General features: G+C 69.8%; 18 protein-coding genes and 1 pseudogene. 9 read left to right on the top strand and 10 right to left on the bottom strand.

Annotated elements, in window-relative coordinates; genetic code table 11:
- Positions 1-47: 47 nt before the first annotated feature.
- From MMB17_RS00670 to MMB17_RS00635, 8 genes are all read right to left on the bottom strand, one after another.
- Entirely contained in the window at positions 48-1,445 is a 1,398-nt protein-coding gene (locus MMB17_RS00670; RefSeq protein WP_241100706.1) for an NAD(P)(+) transhydrogenase (Re/Si-specific) subunit beta, read from the bottom strand.
- A gap of 4 nt (positions 1,446-1,449) precedes the next feature.
- The gene (locus MMB17_RS00665) at positions 1,450-1,902 is read right to left on the bottom strand and encodes a proton-translocating transhydrogenase family protein (RefSeq protein ID WP_238309802.1); all 453 of its coding nucleotides are present in this window, start codon (positions 1,900-1,902) and stop codon (positions 1,450-1,452) included.
- 22 nt (positions 1,903-1,924) lie between these two features.
- Positions 1,925-3,064: a Re/Si-specific NAD(P)(+) transhydrogenase subunit alpha gene (locus tag MMB17_RS00660; RefSeq protein ID WP_238309803.1), complete on the bottom strand. Its 1,140-nt coding sequence runs from the start codon at positions 3,062-3,064 to the stop codon at positions 1,925-1,927.
- A 138-nt stretch (positions 3,065-3,202) separates the two neighbouring features.
- Complete coding sequence (locus MMB17_RS00655; protein ID WP_238309804.1) at positions 3,203-3,496, bottom strand: aa3-type cytochrome c oxidase subunit IV; 294 nt, start codon at positions 3,494-3,496, stop codon at positions 3,203-3,205.
- A 111-nt stretch (positions 3,497-3,607) separates the two neighbouring features.
- A complete protein-coding gene (locus MMB17_RS00650; RefSeq protein ID WP_241100705.1) occupies positions 3,608-4,978 on the bottom strand; it encodes an ABC1 kinase family protein in 1,371 nt (456 codons plus the stop codon).
- Between the two features lie 108 nt (positions 4,979-5,086).
- Positions 5,087-6,571 (bottom strand): peptidoglycan L,D-endopeptidase MepK, encoded by a 1,485-nt coding sequence (locus tag MMB17_RS00645; RefSeq protein ID WP_241100704.1) that lies wholly within the window; start codon positions 6,569-6,571, stop codon positions 5,087-5,089.
- 242 nt (positions 6,572-6,813) lie between these two features.
- Entirely contained in the window at positions 6,814-8,931 is a 2,118-nt protein-coding gene (locus MMB17_RS00640) for a L,D-transpeptidase family protein (protein WP_241100703.1), read from the bottom strand.
- A 168-nt stretch (positions 8,932-9,099) separates the two neighbouring features.
- Entirely contained in the window at positions 9,100-10,593 is a 1,494-nt protein-coding gene (locus MMB17_RS00635; RefSeq protein WP_238309808.1) for a sigma-54-dependent transcriptional regulator, read from the bottom strand.
- 297 nt (positions 10,594-10,890) lie between these two features.
- Between MMB17_RS00635 and MMB17_RS00630 the strand changes: the two genes are divergently transcribed.
- Positions 10,891-12,744 (top strand): M3 family oligoendopeptidase, encoded by a 1,854-nt coding sequence (locus MMB17_RS00630; protein WP_241100702.1) that lies wholly within the window; start codon positions 10,891-10,893, stop codon positions 12,742-12,744.
- Positions 12,745-12,757: 13 nt separating this feature from the next.
- On the opposite strand, the gene MMB17_RS00625 is transcribed toward MMB17_RS00630, so the two are convergent.
- Together MMB17_RS00625 and MMB17_RS25205 are read right to left on the bottom strand one after the other, a co-directional pair.
- Positions 12,758-13,747: a cation diffusion facilitator family transporter gene (locus MMB17_RS00625; protein WP_241100701.1), complete on the bottom strand. Its 990-nt coding sequence runs from the start codon at positions 13,745-13,747 to the stop codon at positions 12,758-12,760.
- Positions 13,748-13,788: 41 nt separating this feature from the next.
- Positions 13,789-13,920: a hypothetical protein gene (locus MMB17_RS25205; RefSeq protein ID WP_276518053.1), complete on the bottom strand. Its 132-nt coding sequence runs from the start codon at positions 13,918-13,920 to the stop codon at positions 13,789-13,791.
- Positions 13,921-14,671: 751 nt separating this feature from the next.
- Between MMB17_RS25205 and MMB17_RS00620 the strand changes: the two genes are divergently transcribed.
- The 8 genes and pseudogenes from MMB17_RS00620 (at position 14,672) to MMB17_RS00585 (ending at position 21,710) form a co-directional block, all read left to right on the top strand.
- The gene (locus MMB17_RS00620) at positions 14,672-17,698 is read left to right on the top strand and encodes a glycosyltransferase (protein WP_241100700.1); all 3,027 of its coding nucleotides are present in this window, start codon (positions 14,672-14,674) and stop codon (positions 17,696-17,698) included.
- 228 nt (positions 17,699-17,926) lie between these two features.
- Positions 17,927-18,235 (top strand): annotated as a pseudogene (rplU, locus tag MMB17_RS00615) (50S ribosomal protein L21); the annotation flags it as partial.
- Positions 18,236-18,349: 114 nt separating this feature from the next.
- Positions 18,350-18,616, top strand: coding sequence for a 50S ribosomal protein L27 (gene rpmA, locus MMB17_RS00610; RefSeq protein WP_238309813.1), 267 nt, complete (start codon positions 18,350-18,352; stop codon positions 18,614-18,616).
- 175 nt (positions 18,617-18,791) lie between these two features.
- The gene (locus tag MMB17_RS00605) at positions 18,792-19,382 is read left to right on the top strand and encodes a GNAT family N-acetyltransferase (RefSeq protein WP_241100699.1); all 591 of its coding nucleotides are present in this window, start codon (positions 18,792-18,794) and stop codon (positions 19,380-19,382) included.
- The gene (locus tag MMB17_RS00600; RefSeq protein ID WP_238309815.1) at positions 19,379-19,846 is read left to right on the top strand and encodes a hypothetical protein; all 468 of its coding nucleotides are present in this window, start codon (positions 19,379-19,381) and stop codon (positions 19,844-19,846) included. Before MMB17_RS00605 ends, MMB17_RS00600 begins: the two co-directional genes overlap by 4 nt.
- 39 nt (positions 19,847-19,885) lie before the next feature.
- Positions 19,886-20,923 (top strand): GTPase ObgE, encoded by a 1,038-nt coding sequence (obgE, locus tag MMB17_RS00595; RefSeq protein ID WP_241100698.1) that lies wholly within the window; start codon positions 19,886-19,888, stop codon positions 20,921-20,923.
- A gap of 55 nt (positions 20,924-20,978) precedes the next feature.
- Positions 20,979-21,290 carry a type II toxin-antitoxin system VapB family antitoxin gene (locus tag MMB17_RS00590; RefSeq protein ID WP_241100697.1) on the top strand — a complete coding sequence of 104 codons (312 nt, stop codon included), beginning with the start codon at positions 20,979-20,981 and terminating at the stop codon, positions 21,288-21,290.
- Between the two features lie 9 nt (positions 21,291-21,299).
- Positions 21,300-21,710: a type II toxin-antitoxin system VapC family toxin gene (locus tag MMB17_RS00585; protein ID WP_241100696.1), complete on the top strand. Its 411-nt coding sequence runs from the start codon at positions 21,300-21,302 to the stop codon at positions 21,708-21,710.

Raw genomic sequence — 21,710 nt, 5'->3', positions numbered from 1 at the left:
GGGCGATTGCTCGCCCGCCCCGCCGCGAAGGATCGTCCGAGAAAGGCTCAGAAGGCCTTGAGGATCGAGTCGACCACCTTCTTGGCGTCGCCGAACAGCATCATGGTGTTGTCGCGGAAGAACACCTCGTTCTCCACGCCCGCATAGCCGGAGCCCATGCCGCGCTTGATGAAGAGGACGGTCTTGGCCTTCTCCACGTCGAGGATCGGCATGCCGTAGATCGGCGAGGCCTTGTCCGTTTTGGCGGCCGGGTTGGTGACGTCGTTGGCGCCGATCACGAAGGCCACATCGGCCTGCGGGAACTCGCCGTTGATGTCCTCCAGCTCGAACACCTCGTCGTAGGGGACGTTGGCTTCCGCCAGGAGCACGTTCATGTGGCCCGGCATGCGGCCCGCGACCGGGTGGATCGCGTACTTCACCTCGACGCCCTCCTTCTTGAGGATGTCGGCCATCTCGCGCAGCGAGTGCTGGGCCTGGGCCACCGCCATGCCGTAGCCCGGCACGATGATGACGCGCTCGGCGTTCTTCATGATGTAGGCCGCGTCGTCGGCCGAGCCCTGCTTCACCGGCCGGGTCTCGACCTGGCCCGTGCCGGCCACGGCGGTGTCGCCGCCGAAGCCGCCGAGGATGACCGAGATGAACGAGCGGTTCATCGCGTGGCACATGATGTAGGACAGGATCGCGCCCGAGGAGCCGACCAGCGAGCCCGTGATGATGAGCGCGAGGTTGCCCAGGGTGAAGCCGATGCCGGCCGCCGCCCAGCCCGAATAGGAGTTGAGCATCGACACGACCACCGGCATGTCCGCGCCGCCGATCGGGATGATGATCAGGCCGCCCAGCACGAGGGAGACGATCACGATCAGCCAGAACAGCGCCTTGGACTCGGTGCCGATGAACAGGGCGATCAGCAGCACGAGGCCGATGGCCAGGGCCAGGTTGATGGCGTGGCGGGCCGGCAGCAGGATCGGCTTGCCGGACATGCGCCCGTCGAGCTTGGCGAAGGCGATGACCGAACCGGTGAAGGTGATCGCGCCGATCGCCACGCCGAGACCCATCTCGAACAGCGACTGCTTGTGGAAGTGGCCGTTCTCGATGATGCCGAAGGCCTGCGGGGCGTAGAGCGCGCCCGCCGCCACCGCGACGGCCGCGAGGCCGACGAGGGAGTGGAAGGCGGCCACGAGCTGCGGCATCGCCGTCATCGGCACGCGCTTGGCGATGACCGCACCGGCACCGCCGCCGATGGCGAGGCCGAGCAGCACCAGCACCCAGGCGCCGAGACCCGCCGGCGGATGGCCGACGAGGGTGGTGAGGATGGCGAGCCCCATGCCCACCATGCCGTACATGTTGCCCTGGCGGGAGGTCGTGGGGTGCGAGAGACCCCGCAGCGCCATGATGAACAGGACGCCGGCGACGATGTAGAGAAGGGAAGAGACGTTTTCCGACATCGCCTCAGGCCTTCTTCTTGTACATGCCGAGCATGCGCTGGGTGACGAGGAACCCGCCGAAGATGTTCACGCTGGCGAGAACGATACCGATGAAGCCGAAGAAGCGGGCGAAACCGGTGCCCTTCTCGACCAGGGGGACACCGACGGCGAGCAGCGCGCCGACGATGATGACGGAGGAGATCGCGTTGGTGACCGACATCAGCGGCGTGTGCAGGGCCGGGGTCACCGACCAGACCACGTAGTAGCCGACGAAGATCGCCAGGACGAAGATCGCCAGGCGGAAGACGGTCGGGTCGACGGCGCCGTGGGTGGCGGCGGCGACGCCGTGGCCGAGGGAATCGGCGACGGACTGGGCGTAATCGGCGTGCTGCCGGGCGATCTCGGCGGCGGCACGCGCCGCGGCCGCTGCGGACTGGGCCTGGTCGGCCGCCGCATCAGGGGGAGGAAGGGTTGCCATGTGAGAAGATCCTCCGCGCGGGTCAGGCTGCGGGCTTGAAGGAATCGTGGACGATCGCGCCGTCGCGCGTGAGGTTCGTGGCCTTCACGAGCTCGTCGTCCCACTTCACCGCGAGCGCCTTGCTCTCCTTGTCGACGAGGGTCTCGACGAAGGCGTAGAGGTTGCGCGCGTAGAGGCTGGACGCGGTCGCGGCGAGGCGGCCGGGCACGTTGATGTGGCCGACGATCTTCACGTCGTTGCCGGTGGTCACGATCTCGCCCGCCTTGGCGCCGGCGACGTTGCCGCCGCGCTCCACCGCGAGGTCGACGAGAACCGAGCCCGGCTTCATCGAGGCGATCATCTCCTCCGACACCAGCTTCGGGGCCGGGCGGCCCGGAATCAGCGCCGTCGTGATGACGATGTCCTGCTTGGCGATATGGCCCTTGACCAGTTCCGCCTGCTTCTTCTGGTACTCGGCCGACATCTCCTTGGCGTAGCCGCCGGAGGTCTCGGCCTGCTTGAACTCCTCGTCCTCCACGGCGACGAACTTGGCGCCGAGGGATTCGACCTGCTCCTTGGTGGCCGGGCGCACGTCGGTCGCCGTCACCACGGCACCGAGGCGGCGGGCGGTGGCGATGGCCTGGAGGCCGGCCACGCCGACGCCCATGATGAAGATGCGCGCGGCCGGGACGGTGCCGGCGGCGGTCATCATCATCGGCAGGGAGCGGCCGTACTCGGCGGCCCCGTCGATCACCGCACGGTAGCCCGCGAGGTTCGCCTGCGAGGAGAGCACGTCCATCACCTGCGCGCGGGTGATGCGGGGCATCAGCTCCATGGCGAAGGTGCTGATCCCGGCATCGGCCATGGCCTTCAGCTCGGCCTCGCGGCCGTAGGGATCCATGATCGCGATGACCGCGGCGCCCTTCGGGATCTTGGGGAGCTCGTCCGCGCCGGGGCGGCGGACCTTGAGCACGAGGTCGGCGCCGTTCAGGGCCTCCTCGGCGGTCGCGGCGATCTTGGCGCCGGCGGCCTCATATTCGGCATCCGGCACGCCGGCCTTCTTGCCGGCACCGGCTTGAACGACCACGTCGCCGCCCAGTGCAATGAATTTCTTGACGGTCTCGGGCACAGCGGCCACGCGCGGTTCGGCCGCGTCCGATTCCGCCAGTACGGCGATACGCATTAAGGAGCTCCCGTTCTTACAGCCGTCCGTTCAGGACGCGCCGGTATCCGAGCCTAATCGTTTTCGTAGCGATGACTCGCGGCGCCGGCGTCGCGGACCCTCAAACGGGTTCACGAACGCCGCGAGCCAAGAGCAGGATCAGGCGAAAGCCAAAGCCGCCGCGAGGAGGACGACCACAACCGCGGGCGCCTTCCAGCCGATGGCGGGGACGAAGGCGCCGACCGCGCCGGCCGCCCATGAGAGAAGCACACCGCCGATCGCGGTGAGCCAAGCCTCGCGGATGCCGCCGACCGCGAGGGCGAGAACCCAGCAGAGAACAACCGCCGTGCCGATTTCCACGAAGCGGACGAAACCACGATAGGTCTGCTCGTGGGTGTTGCCGTCCATGGCCGGGCTGTACGTCACACCCGACAGGGTCTTGGTCTCGGCCATTGTGCGTTCTGTCCCTGCGACTCTTTTGTTGGTTCGCAGCGGATTTAGCGCAAGCGTTTCACAGTCGCAATCAGCTTGTCCATGAGCGAAATAGCCGGCTGTCGACTTTCCTCAGGCCGGTCGCAGCAATCCCGCGGCATCGAGCGCGGCCCCTTGACGCTCCGAAAGGGCTTCCAGAGAGAAGCGTTCGATCTCCGCTTCGAACAGCCTGTGGTAGTTCAGCTCCGAGCGCAGATGCAGGAACACGGCGCCCAGGCCGACCGCGGCGCGGTCCATGAACACGAATTCCTGGGGAACGGTGACCGGCCCCCGCTCCTTCAGCGCCTGATGCACCTGGAAAGCTTGGCGGCGGCCGTATTCGCCGGGCTTCACCCCGTCCGCGACCGTCCGCACCCGATCCTCTAGGAGCGGCCCGTAGATGAAGCGCGCCCAGATGTTGAGGATGTCGATCGTCTCGTTGGTGAGCTTCTTGAAGCCCCAGACCTCGTAGGCGTGAACGACCCGGTCGCGGTCGTCCTCCAGCAGGCCGCGATAGAGATCGACCACGCCGCCCACGAAGCGCGGGTGGAAGATGCGCACGCAGCCATAGTCGAGCAGGTTGATGCCCTGCGCCTCGCCGCCTTCCGAGAAGACGGTGTAGTTGCCGAGATGCGGATCGCCGTGGATGACCGCGGCGCGGCTGAAGGGATGCCACCACGCCTTGAACATGGCCTGGGCGATCCGGTTGCGGATCTCGATCGGCGCCTCCGCGAAGCCGAGGATGCGCGCGCCCTCGAGCCAGCCGAGGGTGAGGAGCCGCTTCGTGGAGAGGTCGCCATGCACCGCCGGCACGCGCACGGCCTCGATGTCCTTCAGCACGGCGCCGTAGAGGGCGGCGTGCTTGGCCTCGCGGGTATAGTCGAGCTCCTCGCGGACCCGCGCGCCGATCTCCTTCTTGATCTCGCTGGTGTCGAGCCAGGCGTTCATGCGCCGGTGCAGGGCGAAGGCGAGTTCGAGCTGCTTGAGGTCCGCCTCAACCGCTGATTGCATATCAGGGTATTGCAGTTTGCAGGCCAGGGAGGCCCCGTCGCGGGAGGTCGCCCGGTGGACCTGGCCGAGGGAGGCGGCGGCGGCGGGCTTGAGATCGAAGCTGCCGAACCGGCTCTGCCAGTCGGCGCCGAGCTCGGCCATCATCCGCCGCTTCACGAAGGCCGCCCCCATGGGCGGGGCGTCGGCCTGGAGCTTCTGCAGCTCGGCGGCGTATTCCGGCGGCAGCAGGTCCGGCACGGTGGCGAGGAGCTGCGCCACCTTCATGATCGGCCCCTTCAGGCCGCCGAGCGCCTGGGCGAGGGCCGCCGCGTTGCTCGGGGCCTCGCCGCCCTTGCCCCCGAACAGCTTGGCGCCGGCCATGCGGGCCGCGACCCCGCCGACATTGGCGCCGACGCGGGCGTAGCGGCTGGCGCGGGCGGAGAAGCGGTTCGCTTCCGGGTCGGTCTCGGCCATGAAATCCGGTCTGAGGTTCTGTCGGCTGCGGACCGGAGATAAGCGCCACCCCCGAGCTTGCCCAGGCCCGGGCGGGCAAAGGCCGATGAGGCCTCGCGTCGCGGCGCGTCAGCGGCCCGTGCGGATCCCGGCGGTGGCCGAGCCGGTGAAATGCGAGGCGGCGAGCTCCTCCCCCGGGCTGCGGGCGGAGAATCGGCTCAGCACGGCCTCGGCGACCTGGGCGAGCACGCCCTCCGGCACCGCCTCGTTATGCGGGCGGGCCTCGGCGACCTCTACCGGCGCGGAGGAGCCGACCGGTTCGGACGCGCCCTGCGACACGGCCAGGAAGAGGCCGCGCAGCTGCGTCTGCGTATCGGCATCCGGCGCCACGAGATGGGTCCGCGGCGCCGGCTCGTCGGCGAGCTTGGCCATGCCGGACAGGCCGGCATCGCCGAGGCCGGCCACCTGGATCGGACGCGGGGGCGGGATCGGCATGGCGATCGCCGCGGCCAATGCGGCGAGCTCGGCCGGCCGGCGCGGGGGCAGGGGCGCCACCACCGCCTGCTGGTTCTCGCCGCCCATGGCGCCGGTGAGCAGGGCCTGGGCGCTGGGCGCCTCGCGCCCGTCGCGCCGCAGCAGGGTGTCGCGCAGGGCCCCGGAGGTGTTCGGTGCGGCATAGGCCAGGGCGGCGCGGGCGCCGGCGGGGTCTTCCGGATCGGCGCTCGCCACGGCGACCGGGGTGGCCTTGCCCTTGCGGGGAGCCTGAGCCTGGGCGGGTGCCGCCGGGGCGGCGGGCTGCGCGGCGCCTCCGCCGAACAGGCTCGCGAAGAAGCCCTTCAGGCCCGGGCCGTCATCCATCTCCTCGGCGCTCGCCACCGTGGTCTGGCCGAGCACGGTGCCGCCGCGGGCCAGGATCTCGGCGCGGGCCTCCTCGTAGCGGGCCAGCGGCCGGTTGTCGGCGGGCAGGTGCACGGTCTTGCCGTCGGGGAAGAGCCGGGCGAGCTGGTCGTGGGTCATGCGCGGCCAGGAGCGGACCGAGCCGACATCGAGATGCACGAAGGGCGAGCCCGAGCGCGGATACCAGCCGACGCCGCCCCGCTGGAGCCGCATGCCGGCGGCGCGGATGTCGTCGATCGAGGCATCGGTGAGGAAGAAATCCATCGCCTTGCCCTGCATGTGCTGGCTGAACTCGGCGACGCCCGCCGAGCGCCGGCGCAGCATGCCGTTGGTCTTGGGGCTGCGATAGCCGCAGACCACGCGGATCGGCGCCGAGGAGCCGACGGAGCGCTGCGCCTCCCAGACCACGTCGAACAGGCGCGGATCCATCTTGGTGGCTTCCGATTCGCGCCAGTCGCGCAGGAGCCAGTTGAGCTGGTCGAGGGCGGCGCGGTCGTAGCGGCCATCGCGCTTGAAGGTGATGGTCGCGCTCTCCTGGGTGTGCTCGTGGATCAGCGAGAGCGTGCGGGTATCGCCGTTGGCGACCGCGTTCTCGGTCTCGGCCGTGCCGGCCACCACCGCGAGGCCGATCGCGCCCAGAAGCGAGAGGACGCGCAGGGCGCCGCGGGGATGCTGCGCGCGGGCAGCCCGGGAAGTTCGCCGCTTCGCAACCGCCATGGGTCTCACCCTCGCTCGTCGCCACCACGTCGCGGACGTCATGGGGGATGCAAGGTTGCCGGAGACCGTGAAATGCAGGCCCGGGTCCGTGCTGCCGCCGTCCTTCTGGCGGAAGCGGCTAAGGCTCAACCGTGGCGAAAAAGGGCCTCACAAGAGCCCTTTCGCACGTGACCTGACCATTTCTTGCGGAAAAGTGCCGCTTCCGCAGATCTTCTGCGGAATACTTCGTGAGTGTTGCGCGATTACCACCAGCTCTGCGGCTCAGGCCGGGCGAGCTCCGGCGTCCACAGGCCGGGCTCGCCATACACCTCGCTTTCCCGGCGGGGCGCGCGGGGGGCGGGCGCCGCCCGCGGGGCGGCGGCCCCGGTCGCCTCGCGGCGGATCGTGCGCAATGTCTGCGGCGCCGTCGGGGTGGCGGCGACGTTGCGCTTCGCCTCGGCGGGCGGCTTGGCCTTGGCCATGGCCGGCGTCGCGGGGGCGAGCCCCAGGGCCGCGCGCATCGGCGCGTCGTAGCCGTAGAGGTCCGGCAGCGTCCGGTAGACGCCGTCATCGTCGACATAGGCCGTGAAGTAGGCGAGGTGCACCGGCAGCTTCTCCGGCAGGCGGATCGTGCGCTCGCCCTTGCCGATCAGCGCCTTCAGGCGGGCGTTTGACCAGTTGGGCAGCACCGCATCGGCGAAGCGGAAGGGGTCGTCCACGCGCACGCAGCCATGGCTCATCGCCCGGTAGGAGGCGCTGAACAGCGACCGGTTCGGCGTGTCGTGCAGGTAGACCGCGTGCTGGTTCGGGAACAAGAACTTGATGAAGCCGAGCGCATTGCGCTCCCCCGGCGGCTGGCGCACCGAGATCGAGTTGCCGCGGCGCACGACCTGGTAGCCGCGCCGGGCAGCGTAGTTCGGGTCGCGGGCGAGGCCGGGCAGGAACTCCTTCTTCAGGATCGAGGGCGGCACGAACCAGGACGGGTTCACCACCGCGTATTCCATCAGCCCGGAGAAGGTCGGGGTGGGTGATTCCGGCTTGCCGACGATGACCCGCGTGGCGTCGCGCTCGATCCCGCCGCGGAAGACGCGCAGGCGGAACTCGGGCACGTTGACGAAGACGTAATCCGGCCCGAGCTCGCCCGGCAGCCAGCGCCAGCGCTCCATATTGACGAGGAGATCGGCTTCGTTGCCGCCGCGGGAGGCGGCGGGCGCGTCGCCCAGGGCGAGGGCGACCACGGTGCCCCGCGTCAGCACGCCGTTGGCCGGCAGGCCGCGGCTGCGCTGGAAGTCGGCGACCGCATCGGCCACCGCCTTGTCGTAGGTCTCGGGCTCGCCGGGGCCGGCATCGAGGGTGCCGGCGGCGCGCTCCTCCAGGCCGAAATGCGCGCGCAGGGCGGGCACCCGGCGGTCGCTCATGCCGAGTTTCAGCACCGGGCCGGCGGGCAGGCGCAGGCTCTTGGAGGCAGCCGTCTGCGGCGCCGGCCCGCGCAGGGCGGCGAGGCGGCTCTTCAGGGCGCGATAGCCGGCGGTCTGCGGGTTGTATTCCTGCAGGATCTGGCCGGCCTTGTCCCCGGAGATGGAGACGCGGGCGAGCGTCAGGTCCGCGCCCGGCAGGTCGAGCTGCGGGGTGATCAGCTTCGAGATCGCGCTCAGGTTGACCCGGCCGCCGCGGGCGTCCCGGGCGTAGAGCGCCACCGCGGCCGAGAGCTTCAGCTCCGCCTCCGCCAGAGCGGCCTCGGCGCCGGGCTTGTCGAGGTCCTTCAGGGCGGGGACCGGATAGGCGGCGGGATCGAGGCCGTCCTCGCCCGCGGCCTGCAGGCGGGCGATCACCGACTTGGCGGCGGCGTTCCAGGCGCCCTTCTCGATCCAGACCGGCCGGAAATCGACCAGGGCGTAGAAGGTCTTGAGCGCCTCGCGCTCCTTGCCCGGCAGGCGCGCCAGCAGCGGCGCGGCGTCGGAGAGCCGGGCGAACAGGGCGGCGCCCTGCGGATCGGCGGGGGCCTGGGGCGCGGCCGGCTCCGCGACGACGGGCTCCTCCTTGGGCGCGTCCGTGGCGGAGGGATCGAGCGCCGGGCCGGCCGTGGTCGGCACGGCGCCGGGATCCTCGCCGGCGGGTTTCGGGGCCGTGGAGCCCGTCTCGGCCGGCTTGGCGTCGGCGGGTGCGGCCGGCTTCGGCGCGCCGGTTTCCGCCCCAGACCGGGCCTGGACGGGCGTCGTCTCGGCGGGCGCGTTCGGCTCGACCGCGGCCTTGCGGATCACCTCCGGCGCCGGGGCCGGCGGGGCGGCGGTCTCGGCCCGGGCAAGGGGCGCCATGGCCACGGACGCGGTGAGCATCGCGGCGAGGGCGAGGGTGGACCGGGCGCTCGTGAGGGCGCGCATGACACTGTCTCCCCGGGATTCGGCGGCGCGGACCGAAGCCCTGCTATGACTATCGTCTCAAGCGCGACCGTACGCAATGACACACGCGTCGAGACCGGCCTTGCTCCCGGCCCCGGCGCGAAAGGCCTTCTCGCCGCCAACCGCGTCGGTTTCGCGACGGGAAAGCGGTCAGGCGGCGGCCTCGTCGCCCTTATCGTCGCCTTCGAGGCCGAGATCCTTCAGCTTGCGGTAGAGGGTCGAGCGGCCGATCCCGAGGCGCCGCGACACTTCCGACATCCGGCCCCGGTAGAATTGCAGCGCGTAGCGGATCACCTCCGCCTCCACCGCCTCCATGGTCTTCATCTCCCCGGTCTCCTCGAGCACGAGGGACATGGAATGGGGATCGCGCACCTCGACGCGGACGATCTCCCGCACCGGCTCCAGGCCGCCCCCTGGCAGCAGCGGCTGGCTCGGCAGCGGCGGGATGCGCACGTCGAAGCCCTGCACCTGCGCCGCGATCTGCGGGAATTCCGACACGGTCAGCTCGTCGCCGTCGGCGAGCACCACGGCGCGGAACAGGGCGTTCTCCAACTGGCGCACGTTGCCGGGCCAGGGATAGCGGGTCAGCAGGGCCATGGCCTCGGGGGCGATGCCGCGCAGGCGCTTGCCCTCCTCCGCCGCGAAGCGGGCGCAGAAGGAGCGCACGAGATCCGGGATATCCTCGCTGCGGGCGCGCAGGGGCGGCAGCGTCATCGGGAAGACGTTGAGGCGGTAGTAGAGATCCTCGCGGAACTTGCCCTGCTTCACGAGATCGAGGAGCGAGCGGTTGGTCGCGGAGATCAGGCGGATGTCGACGCGCACGCTGCGCTTGCCGCCCACCGGATCGACCTCGCCTTCCTGGAGGGCGCGCAGGAGCTTGACCTGGGCCTCGAGGGGCAGTTCGCCGATCTCGTCGAGGAAGAGCGTGCCGCCCGAGGCCTCGACGAACTTGCCGACATGGCGCTCGGTGGCGCCGGTGAAGGCGCCCTTCTCGTGGCCGAACAGGGTCGATTCGACGAGGTTGTCCGGGATCGCCCCGCAATTGACGGTGACGAAGGGCTTGCCCCGGCGGTCGCCGGAGCCCTGGATCGCCCGGGCCAGCACCTCCTTGCCGACGCCGGATTCCCCCTCGATCAGCACGGGGATGTTCGACTTGGCGGCGCGCTCGGCGAGCCGGATCACCCGGTCCATGTCCGGGCTCTTCGAGGCGAGGTCCTTGAAGCCGAGGGAGCCGGAGGCGCGGCGGCGCATGCGGCGCACCTCCTCTTCCAGCTGGTCGACCCGCAGGGCGTTCTTGATCGAGACCTGGAGCCGCTCGGCCCCCGCGGGCTTGACCACGAAATCGACGGCGCCGGCGCGCATCGCGTTGATGACGGCGTCGATCGAGCCGTTCGAGGTCTGCACGATGACCGGCGTGTCGATGCTGCTCTTGCGCATCTCCGCCATCACGGCGAGCCCGTCCATGCCGCCGGGCATGACGAGGTCGAGGAGCACCACGTCGATGCCGTCGCCGGCCCGCAGCATCGCGAGCCCGTCCGTCCCGGATTCCGCCACCCGCGCCTCGAAGCCGAGGCGGCGCACCATGCTCTCGGCGAGCCGGCGCTGCACGGGATCGTCATCCACGATCAGGACGGTCGTCGTCATCAAGGATCCTCGGGCTTCCCGCTCCCGGCGGCCGCCGGTCCGCCCGGAGGAGGGCGGGATCGGGCGGTTCGTTCGGCAAAGCTGTTTCGTTTCGAAGCGCAGGGTCGCCCAAGAGCGTAAAGCACCGCTTAACGACGTTGCAGGATTGCGCGCGGCCACCCCCGGTTTCCTCACAGGCGGCACGGAAGCGCCGAGCGGCGTGCCATGCGTGTTGAACCGTGGCGGTCCTCGCTCGATATCAGAGAGACAGGTGAGAACGCGGGCCACCCGGACGCCGCGCAGAAGCCGAGGAAGAGAATGCCGATCCGTGCCCGCGAGACCGTTGTGCCCTTCGCAGCCGTGAGCGGCGCCGAGGCCGCGAGGGCGGTCGATCTCGGCGTGCTCCCGGAATGGAACCTGAAGGATCTCTATTCCGGGATCGACGGGGCCGATTTCCGCGACGACCTCGCCAAGGCGGAGGCCGAGTGCCGCGCCTTCGCCAAGGCCTATGCCGGCCGGATCGCCGAGATGGCGGCCGCCCCCGACGCCTCGGACAAGCTCGGCGAAGCGGTGCGGGCCTACGAGGCGATCGAGGACCTGCTCGGCCGCCTGATGTCCTTCGCCGGCCTCGTCTATTCCGGCGACACCACCGACGAGACGCGGGCCAAGTTCTATGGCGACACCCGCGAGCGCCTGACCGCGGCCTCCGCCGACCTGCTGTTCTTCGGCCTGGAGCTCAACCGCGTCGAGGACGCGGCGATGGACCGGGCCACGGCGAGCGGGCCGCTCGCCCATTACCGGCCCTGGATCGAGGACCTGCGCCGGGAGAAGCCGCACCAGCTCGACGACCGCACGGAAAAGCTCTTCCTCGAGAAGTCGGTCACCTCGAACGCCGCCTGGGACCGGCTGTTCAACGAGACGATCGCGGCGCTCCGCTTCCCCGTCCAGGGCGAGAAGCTGACCCTGGAGCCGACCCTCAACAAGCTGCAGGATCCGGACCCGGCTCTGCGCCAGGAGGCGGCGCTCGCGATCAGCGAGACCCTGCGGGCGAATCTGCGCGTCTTCACGCTCATCACCAACACGCTGGCCAAGGACAAGGAGATCTCCGACCGCTGGCGCGGCTTCAAGGACGTGGCGGATGCCCGCCACCTCGCCAACCGGGTCGAGCCCGAGGTGGTCGCCGCCCTGGTCGATGCCGTGCGCGCGGCCTATCCGCGGCTCTCGCACCGCTATTACCGCCTGAAGGCCAAGTGGTTCGGCGCCGAGGCGCTGCCCTACTGGGACCGCAACGCCCCGCTCCCGAAGGTCGAGCAGCGCACGATTCCGTGGACGGAGGCGCGGGATACGGTGCTTGACGCCTACGGCGCCTTCTCGCCGGACATGGCCAGCATCGCCAAGCGCTTCTTCGACGGCGGCTGGATCGACGCTCCGACGCGGCCCGGCAAGGCGCCCGGCGCCTTCGCGCATCCGACGGTCCCCTCGGCACACCCCTATGTGCTCGTGAACTACCAGGGCAAGCCGCGGGACGTGATGACGCTCGCCCACGAGCTCGGCCACGGCGTCCATCAGGTGCTGGCCGCCCCCAACGGGGCGCTGATGGCGCCGACCCCGCTGACCCTCGCCGAGACCGCGAGCGTGTTCGGCGAGATGCTGACCTTCCGCAAGCTGCTCGCCCGCACCACCGACCCCGTCCAGCGCCGGGCCATGCTCGCGGCGAAGGTCGAGGACATGATCAACACGGTGGTGCGCCAGATCGCCTTCTACAGCTTCGAGCGAAAGGTCCATCTCGCCCGCGCCAAGGGCGAGCTCACCGCCGACGAGATCAACGCGCTCTGGATGTCGGTGCAGGCCGAGAGCCTCGGCCCGGCGATCCAGCTGGATTCGGGCTACGAGCCCTTCTGGGCCTATATCCCGCACTTCATCCACTCGCCGTTCTACGTCTACGCCTATGCCTTCGGCGATTGCCTCGTGAACTCCCTCTACGGGGTCTATGCCCGGGCGGAGAGCGGCTTCGTGGAGCGCTACTTCGCCCTGCTCTCGGCGGGCGGGTCGAAGCCGTATGGCGAGCTGCTCAAGCCCTTCGGCCTCGATGCCAGTGATCCGGCCTTCTGGCAGATCGGCTTGGGCATGATCGAGGGCATGATCGCCGAGCTGGAGGCGATGGAGGGCTGAGGCCCCTTCGCCATCACACCACGTGGTCGGGGGCGAGCGCGCAGGCCGGGCCCCCGGCCTCCTCGATCTGAAGGGTGGCGTGGGCGATGCCGAAGCGCTGCTCGATCAGCGCCGCGCTCTCCGCCAGGAAGGCGTTGCCGGGAAACCCGCCCGCCATCACGAGATGGGCGGTCAGCGCCGTCTCGGTGGTGCTCATCGGCCAGATATGCAGGTCGTGCACCTCGCTCACCCCGGGCCGCTCGGCGAGGAAGCGGCGCACGGCGCGCGCATCGATGCCCGGGGGCACGGCGGCCAGCGACATCGCCACGCTGTCGCGCAGCAGGCCCCAGGTGCCCCAGACGATGAGCGCGACGATGACGAGGCTCACCACCGGGTCGAGCCAGGTCCAGCCGGTCAGCAGGATGACGAGGCCGGCCACCACCACCCCCGCCGAGACCGCCGCGTCGGCCGCCATGTGGAGATAGGCGCCGCGGATGTTGATGTCGCCCTTGCGGCCCGAGGCGAACAGCCAGGCGGTGGCGCCGTTGATGGCGATGCCGATGGCGGCGACCACCATCACGGTCGCCTCCGCCACGGGGGCGGGATCGTGGAAGCGCTGCACCGCCTCCAGGGCGATGGCGCCGCAGGCCACCAGCAGGAAGACCGCGTTGAACAGGGCGGCCAGGATCGAGGAGCCGCGCAGACCGTAGGTGAAGCGGTCGCTCGGCCGTCGCCGGCCGAGCACCGTCGCGGCCCAGGCCACGACGAGGCCGAGCACGTCCGACAGGTTGTGGCCCGCATCCGCCAGCAGGGCCATGGAATTGGCCGCGACCCCGTAGCCGGCCTCGATCAGCACGAAGGCGGTGTTGAGCCCGATGCCGAGGGCGAAGGCCCGGCCGAAGCGCGCCGGTGCGTGGGAATGCCCGTGCGCATGCCCATGAGCATGTCCGTGCCCATGGTCATGCGCGTGGTGGTCGTGCCCGCCGTGACCCGCCTGCGCGTGATGGCCGTGTCCCTGTTCCATGCCTTCGCCGACTCCGCGATGCCCCCGGCCGGCCCTCAGGATCAGGGCGCCTCCGGCTTCATACGACTCCGCGCGGCCCGCGCCATCTCGATCAGCTCCCGGGCCGACAGCCCGCGCTCCGGCAGGGGCTGCGCCGCCGTGAGATCGAGGCTCTCGGACTGACGGGAGCCCATGATCCGATCCGGCAGCGGGGCGCTGCGGCCCGGCTGCCCAGCGACGCTCCTGCTGAGCCTGACTGCCCGTCTCATGGCCGACCTCTCTGCCCGAATCCGATGGCGTTAAGGATAAGCAAGCTGGGCCGTTCCGAACATTCTTGAACTCGGGAATCGCCGCGCTAGCGGCGGGGCCCGGGCATGCGCTGCCAGAAACATGCGCTTCCGTTCCGGAAGCGTCGCCACCATCTCGGTGGGGGACGGGGCGGGCCGGGACTGCAACCAAGCGTTCAGGTTCGTCCCTTGACGCGCCCTCGAAACCGCCCCAGAGTTTGCGCAGAAATCCAAAAATTGATCTATGTGTAGGGACGTGTTCCAGGTCGCGGACGCTCGCAACATGGAATGGTTCTAAGATTTACTTCTTTATTTGCATGGAAAAGTTGGTCGATTTGCTACACTTGAATTCGCGAAATGGATCGGTTTCATTGCTCAACTGAGGGTTGGAAATTCTCGCCTCATATGCGGAACGACATCAATGGACGGGCCTGGAGGCGATTTTTCGAAGATGTTTCGATGGTTTTAATGCAGGCACAAACAATGCCGAAACATGCACCAAGTATCGATGCTGTAGGGGGCGATTAGAGGCTAGGCTTGATGCGATCCTGCGGACGAAGAGAACCAATCTTGTGCCTCTGCGGCTGGCGAGGGTTGGCATGAGGCAGGATCAAGTGCGGGCCTTCGACCTTTCGTTTCGCGGCGGGATGGCCTCCCGATGGTAAAGTACTTCTTCAGGTTCGGCCCGAGGACCTGGTTTCAGCGTCCGATCGACCTGGACGATAACGAGGTCGACGAGAGCTTCTACGTCTCGCAATACCCGGACGTCGCCGCTTCGTCCGGGCAGCCGCGCGAGCATTTCTATCGCTACGGCTGGAAGGAGGGGCGCAACCCGTCCGCCTCCTTCAACACGCTCTACTATGCCCGGCGTCATCTGCCCGACGGCGCCCTGACGGAAAACCCGTTGCTGCATTATCGCCGGCTCGGCGGCCGGAATTCGGGCCTGGACACGCGGCCGCTCGACGAGATCGCCTGGCTCGCCCTGCAGCGCGCGGTGATCGCCCCGCATTTCGACGCGGTCTATTACGGCCTGCGCTATGCCGACATGATCGGGTCGATGGACGCCCTCGACCACTTCCTGTCGGTCGGCGGCCGGAAGCGGCTCAATCCGCGGCCGGATTTCGACACGGCCTCCTACATCGCCCACCACGAGCATGTGGAGCGCTCGGGGGCGAACCCGTTCTACCACGCGATCGCGGCGGGCACTCTCGACGCGTTCGGCGCGCAGATGGCCCGCGCCTCGGGGCTGCCCACGGGGCGGAGCCCCGAGTCGCTCGACGTCAAGGCGGGCGGTGTCGGCCTCGGCTTGGACAGGCCGCTGCGCCGTGAGGAGATCCTGCGGCAGATCGCGGAGGCCTTCGACCGGGATTTCTATCTGAGGAAATACGCCGATGTCAGGGACGCCCAGTCCGACCCCCTGATCCACTTCCACGATTTCGGCTGGAAGGAGCGCCGGGATCCCTCGGCCTTCTTCAACACCCGCTACTACCTGGACCGGTACGGCGACGAGATGCCCGCCGGCACCAACCCGCTCCACCACTACGTCGCCGTCGGCAAGGCCCTGGGCTACCATCCGAACCCGATCGGCAGCGTGCCGTGGGATCGCCCGGTCGCGCCCGCGCCGGCAGCCTGGCGGGACGCCATCCCGGCCCGCAGCGAGGATGCGGACGTGGTCGTGATCGTGCCCGTCTATCGCGGCCTCGACGATACCCTGGCGACGATCCACGCGGTCCTCACCCACCGGCAGCGGGCGAAGTTCTCCCTGCTCGTCATCAACGATTGCAGCCCCGAGCCGGAGCTGACCGATCGGCTCCGCGCGCTCGCCCGCGACCTGCTCTTCATCTATGTCGAGAACGAGCGGAATCTCGGCTTCGTCGGCTCGGTCAACCGCGCCATCGCGATGGTGCCGAAGGCGGACGTGATCCTCCTCAATGCCGACACCCTGGTCTTCGGCGACTGGATCGACCGCATGCTGGCCCATGCCGCCGCCGATCTCCGCATCGCGACGATCACGCCCTACTCGAACAACGCCTCGATCTGCAGCTATCCGAACGCCAACGAGAAGAACGCCCTGAAGCTCGAATGCGCCCTGGCGCAGATCGACGCCTACGCCGCCGCCTGCAATCCCCTGCGCCGCACCGAGCTGCCGACCGGCGTCGGGTTCTGCTTCTACATGCGCCGCTCCGTCATCGACGCGATCGGTCCGCTCGATCCGGCCTTCGGCCGCGGCTACGGCGAGGAGAACGACTTCTGCCTGCGGGCGATCAAGGCGGGATACCGGAACGTCCTGGCCGAGGACATCTTCGTGTTTCACAGCGGCGAGGTCTCGTTCGCCGAGTTCCGGGAGGCGGAGTACATCCCCGGCCAGGAGGTGCTCATCGGCAAGCACCCCGATTACGCCCGCCGCGTGCAGGCCTATATCGCCGCCGATCCCGGATGGGAGGGGCGGGCACGGCTCGACCTCTACCGGCTGGCGCGGCGCCTGGGGCCCGGGGCGGCGGTGCTGTTCACCTTCAGCGGCAGCGGCGGCATCGCCACCCACGTGAATCACCTGGCCGGCCGCCTGCGCGAGGCCGGCGCCTCCGTCCTGATCGTCACCGTGGACGGCAACGCGGTTTCGCTGAACGTCTTCGATCCCGACCAGGATCTCTACGTTCCCGCCATCGAGAGCCTGCGCATCGAGGCCGGGACGGCCCTGCTGGAGACGTTCCTCCGCTGGCTGGACCCCGCCATCCTCCACGTCCACTCGTTCACGCATGCGAGCTGGCGGGCGACGGAGAACCTGATGCGCCTGCTCACGCGCTTCGGCGACAGGCTCTACGTGACGCTGCACGACTTCAACGCCGTCTGTCACCGCAGCAACATGGTCACGCGGGAAGGCCGCAGCCGCCACGGCATCGATCTCGAAGCCTGCGCGCTCTGCGTGGCGACGGACCGGGACGTGGCCGATCAGGTGCCGCCCCAGATCCGGATGAGAGCCTGGGAGGACTTCCTGTCCCGCACCCGCGCCAACTTCGCCCCCTCCGAGGACACGCGGGCGCGCTTCCGCAGGTTCTTCCCGAACGTCGCCGTCGCGGTGCGCCCGCACGAGGAGGTTTTCCCGGCGGTCGCCCCGTTCGAGGGCCCGCCCGCCAAGGACGGTCCCCTGCGGATCGTGACGATCGGGGCGATCGGCCCGCACAAGGGCAGCGACCTCATCTACAGCCTGGCCCTGGACGCCAAGGCGCGGGACCTGCCGATCGCCTATTCCATCGTCGGATACTCGGCGATCACGCGCGACATGACCGCCCTCGGTGTCATGGAGACGGGGAAATATCGCTCCGAGAAGGAGTGTCTCGAGATGGTCAAGATGATCAACCCGCATTTCGGGTTCTTCCCCTCGATCTGGCCCGAGACCTACTGCTACTCCCTCTCGAGCAGCTTCTTCCTCGGGCTGCCGCCCGTCGCCTTCGACCTCGGCGCCCAGTCGGAGCGTATCCGGGAGAGCCAGTTCGGGGTCGTCCTGCCGACGACGCTGATGAACGAGCCCCAGGCGATCAACGACGCGCTCCTGGCGCTCTCCGTGGAGGATGAGTGGGCCCGGAACCGGGGCGGCTTCTTCACGCGCTACGCGAACTTCCCCGAGGACTATTACGGTCCCCTGGAAGAGGAGCCGGTCGTCCGCCGCGCGCTCAGGGCTTCCTAAGGCGCCCTCCGCCGAAGGGGAGGCCGGTTCGGTTCCAGGGCTGCCGCGATTGACAGGCGGGGCCTTGCAGACTATCGGACCGCCACAGCGCGCGGCTTCCTCGACGAAGTCCGCGCGTTTCGCGTTCGCGATTCGAGGCCCCGGGCCCGGCACGCGGATGACCTGAACAAGAAGACGGCCCAGGCCCCTCGCGGCGCCGGAGGCCGGCAGAGAACACGAGAGACAACGATGTTCGCAGTCATCAAGACCGGCGGCAAGCAGTATCGCGTTGCCGCCAACGACGTCATCACCGTGGCCACCCTCGAGGGCGAGGCCGGCGCCGCCGTCACCTTCGGCGACGTGCTGCTGTTCGGCGACGGCGAGACCACCCAGGTCGGCACCCCGCTCCTTTCGGGCATCGGCGTCACCGGCGAGATCGTGCAGCACGGCCGCACGCGGAAGGTCATCGCCTTCAAGAAGCGCCGCCGCCAGAACTCGCGCCGCCGCCGCGGCCACCGCCAGGACTTCACGCTCGTGCGCATCACCGAGATCAGCGCCGGCGGCAAGTCCTCCAAGGCCGAGCCGCGCAAGGCCAAGGCGCAGGCCGCCCCGGCCGCCGCTGCCGAGTAATCGCGCCGGCCCCACGACAATCGAGCATTCGGGAGCAATCCAATGGCACATAAAAAAGCAGGCGGCTCGTCGCGCAACGGCCGCGACTCGGAAGGCCGGCGCCTCGGCGTGAAGAAGTTCGGCTCCGAGGCCGTGATTCCGGGCAACATCATCGTGCGCCAGCGCGGCACGAAGTGGCATCCCGGCACCAATGTCGGCATGGGCAAGGACCACACCCTGTTCGCCCTGGTCGAGGGCCGGGTGCGTTTCGAGACCAAGCGCGGCCGCGAGTTCGTAGCGGTGGTACCGCTGCAGCAGGCGGCAGAGTAACGGCGGGCGCCTTCAGACGGCGAAGCGAAGCGTCCCGCCGGTGTCCCACACCGAACCGGCGGATCGACGTGCGCGGCTTGAGCCGTCCAGAGCGATCGGAACTCGGGGGAGGATGGGGCACCATCCTCCCCTTCGTCGTCTCCGGCGGCGGTCACGCCGCTTCGAGGAGCACGCGATGTTTCCCGATCTGACCCGCGACGACGTCTTCCGCATCGAGACCGCGCGCCTCTGGCTGCGCTGGCCGGTGGCCCGGGACGCGCAGGCCGTAGCCCGCCTCGCGGGCGAGCCGGCGATCGCCCGGATGACGGCGCGGATCCCGTCGCCCCTGTCCCTGCACGAGGCCGAGGCCTTCGTGATCCGGGCGCGGGCCTGCAACGCGGCCGGGGAGGGTCTCGTCATGGCGATCAGCCGCCGCGCCGCGCCCGCGGGCCTGATCGGCATCGTCTCCATCGAGCCGCGGCCGGAGGATCCCGCCCCGCATCTCGGCTACTGGCTCGGGCAGCCCTATTGGGGCGAGGGGCTGATGACGGAGGCCGCGACCGCCCTGGCGGAGGCCTATTTCGCCTATGCGGGGGGCGGGACGCTCGCCTCCGCCGCCATGGCCGACAACCCGGCCTCCCGACGCGTGCTCGAGAAATGCGGCTTCGCGCCCACGGGGCAGGACGCGCATTTCAGCCTGTCCCGCGGCAGGGCCGTGGCGAGCGACACCTTCCGGCTCGACCGGGCGGGGTGGCTGGCGGGCCGCGAAACGGGAGACCGCCCGTGAGGACCCGATGGCTGGCCGGCCTCGGCGCGGCCGCCACCGCCCTCGGGCTGGCGGCCTTCATCGCCGGTCTCCGGCCGGAGGCGCCCGTGCCGCCGCCCGAGGCGGAGGCCCTGCCGCCGCCGAAGCCGTCGGGGGAACGCCGGCTCTACTGCGAGTTCTATAACTTCGTGGGCCGCAGCCCGAAGGTCGGGTTCTACTTCGCCGCCCCGGATCCCGAGGCGACGGACTATGCCCAGATCTTCCAGCGGGAGGCCGACGGGGCGCAGACGATTTTCGACACGCGGCCGATCTGGACCTACCAACGCTCCGAGGAGACGCCGACCCTGCGCTCCCCGGACGGGGCGATCCAGATCAACCTCTACGGGGATGCCCGCACCCGGGCCGGCGGCGACTGGTTCGAGGCCGGCCTGCGCAGCGTCCAGTACCTGAACCTCGACGGCCAGTGCCGTCGCACCCATGTCTGATCGCTCAGAGGCGATCCCCGAGACGATGAGAGCCGAGCCGTGAAGTTCCTCGACGAAGCCAAGGTCTATGTGCGCTCCGGCGACGGCGGTCCCGGCTGCGTCTCGTTCCGGCGCGAGAAGTTCATCGAGTTCGGCGGCCCGAACGGCGGCGACGGCGGCCGCGGCGGCGACGTCTGGGTGGAATGCGTACAGGGCCTCAACACCCTGATCGACTACCGCTACCAGCAGCATTTCAAGGCCCGGAAGGGCGAGCACGGCATGGGCTCGAACTGCCACGGCGCCAAGGGCGACGACGCCGTGCTGAAGGTGCCCGCCGGCACGCAGATCTTCCTGGAGGACGGCGAGACCCTGATCGCCGACCTCACCGAGGTCGGCCAGCGCATCCGCCTCGCCAAGGGCGGCAATGGCGGCTTCGGCAACGCCTATTTCGCGACCTCGACCAACCGCGCGCCCCGCCACGCCAATCCCGGCCAGGAGGGCCAGGAGATGTGGCTCTGGCTGCGGCTGAAGCTGATCGCCGATGCCGGCCTGATCGGCCTGCCCAATGCCGGCAAGTCGACCTTCCTGGCGAGCGTGACCGCGGCCAAGCCGAAGATCGCGGATTATCCCTTCACCACCCTGCATCCTGGCCTCGGCGTGGTGCGCTCGGATGCCCGCGAATTCGTGCTCGCCGACATTCCGGGCCTGATCGAGGGCGCGCATGAGGGCGTCGGCCTCGGCGACAAGTTCCTCGCCCATGTCGAGCGCTGCCGGGTGCTGCTCCACCTCGTCGAGGGCACCTCTGAGCATGCGGGCAAGGCCTACAAGCTCGTGCGCGGCGAGATCGAGGCCTATGGCCACGGGCTGTCCGACAAGCCGGAGATCGTCGCCCTCTCCAAGGCCGACGCCCTCGATCCCGACACCCTGAAGCAGCAGGTCGCGCGGCTGAAGCGGGCCACCAAGCGCACGCCGCTGGTCCTGTCCTCGGCCACGCGCCAGGGCGTGCCGGAGGCCCTGCGCGCGATCCAGGCGGCGATCGAGGCCGGCGCCGAGGAGGAGAAGGAGGCCACCGAGCCCGCTCCCGCCTGGCAGCCGTGAGTGACGCAAGCCCGGCGGCGCGCTAGATTTCGCGGCGCCGATGGAGGGCTGCAGGATGGAGACGCTGATCGTCGAGGACGACGAGGCCTACGCCCTGGCCCGCGCGCTCGCGGAGCGCCGCGGCACCAGCATCGACGAGGCCGTCGTGGCCTCCCTCCGGCAGGCCCTCGACGCGGCCCCGCGCCCGGAGCCGATGCCCGCAAAGACGGCGGCGCTGAGCGTCCCGCCCCTCGAGGCGCTGACGCCGGAGCAGCGGGCGAGCTACGAGGCGATGCGTGCCCTCGTCCGGGAGAGCGCCCCCTTCGTCGTCCCGGGCTCCTCCTCGGACCACCGCGACCTGTACGACGAGAACGGCCTGCCCCGATGAACCACCGGCATGATCGCGGTTGATACCTCGGCGATCGTCGCCATCCTCACCGCGGAGCCGGAGGAAGAGGGCTTCTTGCGACTGATCGCGTCCGGAGGTGCGGTGATCGGCGCGCCGACCCTCGTCGAGACGCGCCTCGTTCTAGAAAGCCGCATGCCGGGGCGAGCGGCGGTCACGCTTCAGGGCTTCCTGGCCTGGGATCGCATCACCATTGCCGCCTTCGATGCCGGGATGTTCGCGATCGCCTCCGAGGCCTTCGCCCGCTTCGGGAAGGGGCGGGGGCATCCCGCCCAGCTGAATTTCGGCGATTGCCTCGCCTATGCGGTGGCCCGCGCCCATGCGTTGCCGCTGCTGTTCAAGGGCGGCGACTTCGTTCAAACGGACGTGGAAGCCGCCCTGTTGCCGGACCGCCCCGCCTGA

The sequence above is a fragment of the Methylobacterium organophilum genome, from assembly GCF_022533465.1.
GTDB lineage: Bacteria > Pseudomonadota > Alphaproteobacteria > Rhizobiales > Beijerinckiaceae > Methylobacterium > Methylobacterium organophilum.
Note: the sequence above shows the minus strand (reverse complement) of the source record. Positions and strands in the feature narration are given on the sequence as shown.

Bases quoted from the DNA above. Each gene is read 5' to 3' on its own strand.
- MMB17_RS00670 (WP_241100706.1), bottom strand. From the start codon at position 1,445: ATGTCGGAAAACGTCTCTTCCCTTCTCTACATCGTCGCCGGCGTCCTG.
- MMB17_RS00665 (WP_238309802.1), bottom strand. From the start codon at position 1,902: ATGGCAACCCTTCCTCCCCCTGATGCGGCGGCCGACCAGGCCCAGTCC.
- MMB17_RS00660 (WP_238309803.1), bottom strand. From the start codon at position 3,064: ATGCGTATCGCCGTACTGGCGGAATCGGACGCGGCCGAACCGCGCGTG.
- MMB17_RS00655 (WP_238309804.1), bottom strand. From the start codon at position 3,496: ATGGCCGAGACCAAGACCCTGTCGGGTGTGACGTACAGCCCGGCCATG.
- MMB17_RS00650 (WP_241100705.1), bottom strand. From the start codon at position 4,978: ATGGCCGAGACCGACCCGGAAGCGAACCGCTTCTCCGCCCGCGCCAGC.
- MMB17_RS00645 (WP_241100704.1), bottom strand. From the start codon at position 6,571: ATGGCGGTTGCGAAGCGGCGAACTTCCCGGGCTGCCCGCGCGCAGCAT.
- MMB17_RS00640 (WP_241100703.1), bottom strand. From the start codon at position 8,931: ATGCGCGCCCTCACGAGCGCCCGGTCCACCCTCGCCCTCGCCGCGATG.
- MMB17_RS00635 (WP_238309808.1), bottom strand. From the start codon at position 10,593: ATGACGACGACCGTCCTGATCGTGGATGACGATCCCGTGCAGCGCCGG.
- MMB17_RS00630 (WP_241100702.1), top strand. From the start codon at position 10,891: ATGCCGATCCGTGCCCGCGAGACCGTTGTGCCCTTCGCAGCCGTGAGC.
- MMB17_RS00625 (WP_241100701.1), bottom strand. From the start codon at position 13,747: ATGGAACAGGGACACGGCCATCACGCGCAGGCGGGTCACGGCGGGCAC.
- MMB17_RS25205 (WP_276518053.1), bottom strand. From the start codon at position 13,920: ATGGGCTCCCGTCAGTCCGAGAGCCTCGATCTCACGGCGGCGCAGCCC.
- MMB17_RS00620 (WP_241100700.1), top strand. From the start codon at position 14,672: ATGGTAAAGTACTTCTTCAGGTTCGGCCCGAGGACCTGGTTTCAGCGT.
- rpmA (WP_238309813.1), top strand. From the start codon at position 18,350: ATGGCACATAAAAAAGCAGGCGGCTCGTCGCGCAACGGCCGCGACTCG.
- MMB17_RS00605 (WP_241100699.1), top strand. From the start codon at position 18,792: ATGTTTCCCGATCTGACCCGCGACGACGTCTTCCGCATCGAGACCGCG.
- MMB17_RS00590 (WP_241100697.1), top strand. From the start codon at position 20,979: ATGGAGACGCTGATCGTCGAGGACGACGAGGCCTACGCCCTGGCCCGC.
- MMB17_RS00585 (WP_241100696.1), top strand. From the start codon at position 21,300: ATGATCGCGGTTGATACCTCGGCGATCGTCGCCATCCTCACCGCGGAG.